This is a genomic window from Allobosea sp. CER48 (assembly GCF_044752385.1).
Classification (GTDB): domain Bacteria; phylum Pseudomonadota; class Alphaproteobacteria; order Rhizobiales; family Beijerinckiaceae; genus Allobosea.
On the sequence record NZ_JBIWYK010000166.1, the window covers coordinates 1 to 6,401 of the forward strand.

Consider the following 6,401-nt stretch of genomic DNA (forward strand, 5'->3'; position numbering starts at 1 on the left):
GCGCCAGCAGCTGCCTCTCGGCCGCCTCGCGCCGCACGCCTTCCAGCAGGTCTCTTGCGACGCCGATTCTGATCCAGTGGGCCGCCAGCGCGGTCATCAGCGGCGCCGGCATCAGGGCCGTAGCGCGCAAGGCGGCCAGCAACGGCGCGCCGTCGGTTCCTTCGGGCATGATCACGAAGGCCGTGCGCAGCCCCGGAGTCAGCACTTTCGACAAGGTCGCGACGTGCCATGTCCGCTCGGGCGCCAATGCTGCGAGGGCCGCAGGCGCATCTCCCGCGAGCGGGCTGTAAGGATCATCCTCGATCAGGATGAGGTCGCGTCGGCGTGCAACGGCGACGAGGTCGAGCCTGCGCCTCTCGGATATGGTCACGCAGGTCGGGTTCTGGAGCGTGGGCGTCAGCGCGAAGAGCCGCGCTCCGGAGCGCAGCGCCGCGTCGTCGAGCGCGTCCGGCAGCGGTCCGTCGGCATCGCTTGCGACCGGAGCCATCGCGAGTCCGCGCTGCCGAGCCGCGCCGATCAGCCCGGGATAGGTCAAAGGTTCCGTCAGGATCGTGTCGCCCGGCCGGGCCAGCAGCGACAGGAGCGCGTTCAGCGCGGCCTGGGCCCCCGGTGCGACCGCGATACGCTGCGGAATGACCGGGCCCAGCAAGGGCGCAAGCCATGCTGCGCCGGCTGCACGCTCGGCCAGCGAACCGGCGCCGCCATGATAGTTCATCAACTGGTCGGCATCGCTGCGCGCCAGGATCTCGGCGATGCCGCGCTGCATCAGCTCACCCAGGCGCAGCCCCTTCGGAGCGGGCGGGATGGTCATGCTCAGGTCGAGTGCCGGGCCTTCCTGCTCCTGCCTTGACGAGATGAACGAGCCGCGTCCCGTCACCGCGTCGATCAGTCCGCGTTCGCGGGCCTCGCCGAAGGCGCGCGTCACCGTCGTGAGGTCGACCGCGAGATGCTCGGCCAGCCGGCGTTGCGGCGGCAGCCTGTCGCCGGGGCGAAGCAGACCGCCGGCGACGGCATGCTCGAGTTGCGCGACGATCTGCAGATAGCGCGGCCCGGCAGCCGGATCGAGCCGGCTGGTCCAGTGAAGCGATTCGTCGCTGCCGGCGCTGGCCTGAGGCAATTCCATACATTCCCGCAATTGTAGGCGTCGCATAGCGCGGACAAGGCGCGCGCGCCAGTGGCATGCCGTCGGTGTCGGCAGGCCCCGGCGCCAATGCCGCTGGTTGCGGGACGCCGCTCCTGTAAAAGGGCGTTGTCAGCCGGGAGGGAAACACGGAATGGCACGCCTGCGCCTCGATGCGCTCGACCGCAAGATCATTGCGGAGCTGCAGATCAATTCGCGCCTCTCGGTGCAGGATCTTGCCCAGCGGATCGGACTCTCGGCCTCGCCCTGCGCGCGCCGGATCCGCATGCTCGAGGAAGCCGGCGTCATCCAGGGCTATGCCGCGATCATCGACCAGACCAAGGTCGGCCTCCCCATCAGCGTCTTCGTCTCGGTCAAGCTGGAGCGCCAGCGCGAGGACGAGCTCGACCGCTTCTCGCAAGCCGTGGCGCGCTGGCCCGAGGTGGTCGACTGCTACCTGATGACGGGCCAGCGCGACTATCTGCTGCGCATCGTCGTGCGCGACCTGCCGGCCTATGAGCGCTTCCTCAAGGACAAGCTGACCCGCCTCGACGGCGTGGCCTCGATCGAGTCGAGCTTCGCGCTCGGCCAGGTGAAGCGTTCCAGCGCCCTGCCGATCGCGGCGGTGGCGGAGGAGGATTAGGCGGGACAAGGGCGAGCATGACGGCGGAGAACCGTTCAGCGCTCCGCCGAGGCCGCCCAGATATTGATACCGCCATCGACCGCGTGCCTGTCGATCGCCGCCAGCTCCTCGGCCGAGAATTCCGGGTTCTTCAGCGCGGCGACGCAATCCGTGACCTGCTCCGGCCGGCTCGCGCCGATCAGCGCCGAAGTCACGCGCCCGCCGCGCAGCACCCAGGCGATCGCCATCTGGGCGAGGCTCTGGCCGCGCCCGGCCGCGATCTCGTTCAGCGCCGCGATGCTCCTGAGATTGGCCTCGCTCAGGAAGCCGTCGCGGAAGGAGGGCGCCTTCTTGTCGGCGCGGCTGCCGGCCGGCACGCCCTTCAGGTACTTGTCGGTCAGCATGCCCTGAGCCAGTGGCGAGAACACGATCGAACCGATGCCCTCGGCATCGAGCGTGTCGAGCAGCCCGTCCTGCTCGATCCAGCGGTTGAGCATCGAATAGCTCGGCTGGTGGATCAGGCAGGGCGTTCCGAGCCGGCGCAGGATCGCGACCGCCTCCTGCGTGCGCTTCGAGTTGTAGGAGGAGAGGCCGACATAGAGAGCCTTGCCCTGGCGGACGATGGCGTCGAGCGCGCCCATCGTCTCCTCCAGCGGCGTGTTCGGATCGAAGCGGTGCGAATAGAAGATGTCGACATAGTCGAGCTGCATTCGCTTCAGGCTCTGGTCGAGACTGGAGACCAGGTATTTGCGGCTGCCCCATTCGCCATAGGGGCCGGGCCACATCCGGTAGCCGGCCTTGGTCGAGATCACGAGCTCGTCGCGATACCCCGCGAAATCCTGCTTCAGGATCTCGCCGAAGGCGGTCTCGGCCGATCCGGGAGGCGGGCCGTAATTGTTGGCCAGGTCGAAATGGGTGATGCCGAGATCGAAAGCCGTGCGGCAGATCTCGCGCATGTTGGCGTGGCTGCCGGTCTCGCCGAAATTCTGCCAGAGCCCGAGCGAGAGCGCGGGCAGCTGCAGTCCGCTGCGGCCGCAGCGATTGTAGCGCATCGCGTCATATCGGTTCGGATTGACCATGGCCTGTCTCGCTCAATCGATTGAATGGTCGATAAGATGAAGGCCCGGTGGCTTTACGTCCACCGGGCCTCGCTGTCGTCAGATCGCGATCCGATCAGGCCGCGGCGTAGCCGACCGTGCCCTTGATCTCGAGGAATTCCTCGAGGCCGAAATCGGCGTATTCGCGGCCGTTGCCGGACTGCTTGTAGCCGCCGAAGGGCGCGCCCGCATCCCAGGCCGGGTAGTTGATGTAGACGTTGCCCGAACGCATCTGCGCCGCGATGGTGCGGGCGCGTTCCTGCGAGCCGGACTGGACATAGGAGGCGAGGCCATAGGGCGTGTCGTTGGCGCGCTCGACCACCTCGTCGTCGCTCTTGTAGGGCAGGATCGACAGCACAGGGCCGAAGATCTCCTCGCGGGCGATGGTCATCTCGTCGGTGACGCCGCCGAACACGGTCGGGCGGACATAGTAGCCGCGGTTCAGCCCTTCCGGACGGCCGGGGCCGCCGGTGACCAGCGTCGCGCCTTCCTTGATGCCGGCCTCGATCAGGCGCTGGATCTTCTCGTACTGCGCCTCGCTGACGACGGGGCCGAGGAAGACGCCGTCCGTCGAGGGAGCACCGACCTTCAGCGGCTCGGCCACCTGCTTGGCGATGGCGAGAGCCTCCTCATGCAGCTTCTCCGGCACGAACATCCGGGTCGGCGCGTTGCAGGACTGGCCGGAATTGCGCATCACGCTCTCGACGCCTAGCTTCACCGACTTCTTGAGATCGGCATCGTCGAGAATGATGTTGGCCGACTTGCCGCCGAGCTCCTGGTGCACCCGCTTGACGGTATCCGCCGCCGCTTTGGCGACGAGGATGCCGGCGCGGGTCGAGCCGGTGAAGGAGACCATGTCGACGCCCGGATGGCGCGAGATGGCTTCTCCGACGGTCGGGCCGTCGCCGTTGACGAGGTTGAACACGCCCTTCGGCACGCCGGCCTCGTCCATCGCTTCCGCGAAGATGATGGCGTTGAGCGGGGCGATCTCGGAAGGCTTCAGCACCATGGTGCAGCCGGCGGCGAGCGCGGGCGCGACCTTGCACATGATCTGGTTGAGCGGCCAGTTCCACGGCGTGATCATGCCGACGACGCCGATCGGCTCCTTGGCGATCAGGGTGCTTCCGCGCAACTCCTCGAACTCGAAGTTCTCGAGCGTCTCGATCATCTTGGCGAGATGGGCGGTGCCCATCGCGGCCTGTGCCCGGTGCGCCAGCTCCTTCGGCGCGCCCATCTCGCGCGACAGGATGTCGGCGATGGCGTCGTAGCGCTTCTTGTAGGCCTCGGCGAGGCGGCGCATCAGCGCGAGGCGCTCGGCCTTGGAGGTCTTCGCGAAAGCCGGGAAAGCGGCGCGGGCGGCGGCGACGGCCTTGTCGACATCGGCCTGCTCGCCGAGTGCGATCGTCGCGAAGACTTCCTCGTTCGAGGGATCGACGACGCCCAGCGTGCGGCTGCCGGACGGCTTCACCCACTGGCCGTCGATGTAGAATTCGAGCTCATGCGCCATGTCTGGTCTCCTGCCTCGTCTTGGCCCAAGGCACGGGATGCCGGCCGGTAACGGCCGGTCGTCCATGCCCCGAGCAGGAACTGTCGGTGTCGGATGCGTGCGGGCGGCCTTGCGCGATCATGTATCGCCGGCCGCCATCGAGGCTGTATCTGACGGGGCGCAACGTTAGGGGGGCGACGCGCGCCTGTCACGCGGCAGGGCGCCGCGTTTGCGGATGGCGGCCATGCAGCGGCGCTCCTTGCGGATCGGCTCCTACAGCCGCGCCTTGACGCTGCGCGGCGTCGCCAGCAGCAGGCTGGTCTCGCTGTTGGTGACGCCGGGGATCAGGCGGATGCGGCGGAGTACCTGGTCGAAGGCGATCAGGTCGGAGGTACCGAGCTCGACCACGAGGTCCCAGTTGCCGTTGGTGGTGTGGATGCTGGAGACCTCGCTGAAGCCGGAGAGCGCGTCGATCACGGAATCCGCGGCCTGCCCGGCGATCTCGATCATGGTGATGCCGCGCACCGGCAGGTCGATCGCGTCCGAGCGCAGGATCACGGTGAAGCCGATGATCTCGCCGGACTGCTCGAGCTTCTCGAGCCGGGCGCGCACGGTCGCCCGCGTCAGGCCGAGATCGGCGGCAAGGTCCGAGATGCTGCGGCGCCCGTCGTGACGCAGCAGGGTGATGAGCTTGCGGTCGATGTCGTCCATTGCTCGAAATGAATAATATCGTTGCTCGTTTTGATCAATGGATGCTTCGAACAGGTCAATCTGGCTTCTATCGCCTGCCGCCGAAAATGCGGAGAATGGATCTTTCATAAGAACAGCGCGGGGACCCATGCTTCAGCAGCTCAATGTCGTGCCTTTCGTCAGCGTCGACCACATGATGAAGCTGGTCCATGCGATCGGCATCGAGAAGGTGCTGGCTGACATTGCGGGTTACATCGAGGATGATTTCCGCCGCTGGGAGATCTTCGACAAGACGCCGCGCATCGCCTCGCACAGCCTCGAGGGCGTGATCGAGCTGATGCCCACCAGCGACGGCAAACTCTACGGCTTCAAATACGTCAACGGCCATCCCAAGAACATGAAGGCCGGCCTGCAGACGGTGACCGCCTTCGGCCTGCTCTCGGACGTCGGCACCGGCTATCCCGTCCTCCTCTCGGAAATGACTTTCCTGACGGCGCTGCGCACCGCGGCGATGTCGGCGGTGGCGGCGAAGCATCTCGCGCCGAAGAACGCCGCGACCATGGCGATCATCGGCAACGGCGCCCAGTCCGAGTTCCAGGCCTTCGCCTTCCGCGCGATCCTCGGCATCGAGAACCTGCGGCTCTACGATGTCGATCCGGCCGCGACCGAAAAATGCGCCCGCAACCTGGCGCGCCACGGCTTCAGGATCACCCGTTGCGCCACCGCGATGGAAGCGGTCGAGGGCGCCGAGATTGTTACGACCGTCACCGCCGACAAGCAGTACGCGACGATCCTGACCGACAACATGGTCGGAGCCGGCGTCCACATCAACGCGGTCGGCGGCGATTGCCCCGGCAAGACCGAGATCCACCGCGACGTGCTGTTGCGGTCCTCGATCTTCGTGGAATATCCGCCGCAGACCCGGATCGAGGGCGATATCCAGCAGCTCGACGCCGATCATCCGGTCGAGGAGCTCTGGAAGGTCATCGCCGGCGCGGCACAGGGCCGCACCGATAACAGCCAGATCACGCTGTTCGACTCCGTCGGCTTCGCGATCGAGGATTTCTCGGCGCTGCGCTACGTCCATGAGCGCATCCGCGAGGCCGGCACCTATGTCGATCTCGACCTGATCGCCGACCCCGACGATCCGCGCGATCTCTTCGGAATGCTCATGAGGGCCGCGCCGAGCGCCATCGCTGCGGCCTGAGCCTCAGGCCGCGTCGCGGTCCCAGCGCGGGAACGGATCCTCGAGCCCGAGCAGCGCCTGCGTCAGCCCGGTCGCCGGGCTGCCGGCCAGGCAGGCGTCGAGCTCGGCCCGGATCGCGGCCTCATCCATCTCTGGCCCGCCGATGAACACCATCTCCTGGCGTCATCCGGACGCTTCGA

7 protein-coding genes are annotated in these 6,401 nt (G+C 67.1%); 2 read left to right on the forward strand and 5 right to left on the reverse strand.

Annotated elements, in window-relative coordinates; all coding sequences use genetic code 11:
• Positions 1-1,123 (reverse strand): aminotransferase-like domain-containing protein (locus tag ACIPIA_RS08300; RefSeq protein WP_400508443.1); only part of this gene is annotated, 1,123 nt, incomplete at its 3' end.
• 151 nt (positions 1,124-1,274) lie between these two features.
• On the opposite strand from ACIPIA_RS08300, the gene ACIPIA_RS08305 reads away from it, so the two are divergent.
• Positions 1,275-1,763: an Lrp/AsnC family transcriptional regulator gene (locus ACIPIA_RS08305; protein ID WP_400508445.1), complete on the forward strand. Its 489-nt coding sequence runs from the start codon at positions 1,275-1,277 to the stop codon at positions 1,761-1,763.
• Positions 1,764-1,798: 35 nt separating this feature from the next.
• Here ACIPIA_RS08305 and mgrA read toward each other — a convergent pair whose 3' ends face one another.
• The 3 genes from mgrA to ACIPIA_RS08320 all read right to left on the reverse strand — a co-directional run bounded on the left by mgrA (position 1,799) and on the right by ACIPIA_RS08320 (position 5,036).
• Positions 1,799-2,821, reverse strand: coding sequence for an L-glyceraldehyde 3-phosphate reductase (gene mgrA, locus ACIPIA_RS08310; protein WP_400508447.1), 1,023 nt, complete (start codon positions 2,819-2,821; stop codon positions 1,799-1,801).
• A 94-nt stretch (positions 2,822-2,915) separates the two neighbouring features.
• On the reverse strand, positions 2,916-4,346 hold the full coding sequence (locus ACIPIA_RS08315) for an aldehyde dehydrogenase family protein (RefSeq protein WP_400508449.1): 1,431 nt from the start codon (positions 4,344-4,346) through the stop codon (positions 2,916-2,918).
• Between the two features lie 252 nt (positions 4,347-4,598).
• Complete coding sequence (locus ACIPIA_RS08320) at positions 4,599-5,036, reverse strand: Lrp/AsnC family transcriptional regulator (RefSeq protein ID WP_400508451.1); 438 nt, start codon at positions 5,034-5,036, stop codon at positions 4,599-4,601.
• 127 nt (positions 5,037-5,163) lie between these two features.
• Here ACIPIA_RS08320 and ACIPIA_RS08325 point away from each other — a divergent pair, with 127 nt between their 5' ends.
• Positions 5,164-6,222 (forward strand): ornithine cyclodeaminase, encoded by a 1,059-nt coding sequence (locus tag ACIPIA_RS08325; RefSeq protein ID WP_400508453.1) that lies wholly within the window; start codon positions 5,164-5,166, stop codon positions 6,220-6,222.
• Positions 6,223-6,225: 3 nt separating this feature from the next.
• Here the strand turns inward: ACIPIA_RS08325 and ACIPIA_RS08330 are convergent, their stop codons facing one another.
• Complete coding sequence (locus ACIPIA_RS08330; protein WP_400508454.1) at positions 6,226-6,375, reverse strand: hypothetical protein; 150 nt, start codon at positions 6,373-6,375, stop codon at positions 6,226-6,228.
• Positions 6,376-6,401: the final 26 nt, after the last annotated feature.

Bases quoted from the DNA above. Each gene is read 5' to 3' on its own strand.
- ACIPIA_RS08305 (WP_400508445.1), top strand. From the start codon at position 1,275: ATGGCACGCCTGCGCCTCGATGCGCTCGACCGCAAGATCATTGCGGAG.
- mgrA (WP_400508447.1), bottom strand. From the start codon at position 2,821: ATGGTCAATCCGAACCGATATGACGCGATGCGCTACAATCGCTGCGGC.
- ACIPIA_RS08315 (WP_400508449.1), bottom strand. From the start codon at position 4,346: ATGGCGCATGAGCTCGAATTCTACATCGACGGCCAGTGGGTGAAGCCG.
- ACIPIA_RS08320 (WP_400508451.1), bottom strand. From the start codon at position 5,036: ATGGACGACATCGACCGCAAGCTCATCACCCTGCTGCGTCACGACGGG.
- ACIPIA_RS08325 (WP_400508453.1), top strand. From the start codon at position 5,164: ATGCTTCAGCAGCTCAATGTCGTGCCTTTCGTCAGCGTCGACCACATG.
- ACIPIA_RS08330 (WP_400508454.1), bottom strand. From the start codon at position 6,375: ATGGTGTTCATCGGCGGGCCAGAGATGGATGAGGCCGCGATCCGGGCC.